Genomic DNA, 518 nt, shown 5'->3' on the forward strand with positions numbered 1-518 from the left:
GGGGCCGCGACCAACACGCGCACCAACGTGGCATCGGCCTACCTGTTCGACAGCGTGAAGCTCTCGGATCGCTGGCTCATCAACGCGGGCGCGCGCTTCGACCGTTTCGACGTGAACGCCGTGCAAGCCGGCGCGCCGGACCTGAAGAACACCTCGAATCTGTTCAGCTTCCAGTTGGGCGTGATCTACAAGGTGCTGCCGTCGCTGAGCCTGTATGCGTCGTACGGCACGTCGGCCAATCCGCCGGGCGCGAACAGCGGTCTGGGGGGCGGTACCGACCAGCTCACGACGACCAACACGAACCTCTCGCCGGAACGTAGCCGCAACATCGAAATCGGTGCGAAGTGGGACGTGATCGATCAGCGCCTGTCGCTTACCGCCGCGCTGTTCCAGACGGACAAGACGAATGCACGCGTCTCGGACGGCCTCGGCGGCACGATCAACGCGGGTAGCCAACGCGTGCGCGGCGCCGAACTCGGCTGGGCCGGCAGTCTGACGAACCACTGGCGTGTGTTCGG

At 65.6% G+C, this 518-nt stretch carries 1 protein-coding gene; it reads left to right on the forward strand.

Annotation, left to right across the window (positions count from 1 at the left end; all coding sequences use genetic code 11):
* Positions 1 to 518, forward strand: a 518-nt coding sequence (locus CDV44_RS26880; RefSeq protein WP_141118821.1) for a TonB-dependent receptor domain-containing protein, incomplete at both ends; no start/stop codon positions are given.

The organism is Pandoraea sp. PE-S2R-1, assembly GCF_002179865.1.
Classification (GTDB): Bacteria; Pseudomonadota; Gammaproteobacteria; order Burkholderiales; family Burkholderiaceae; genus Pandoraea.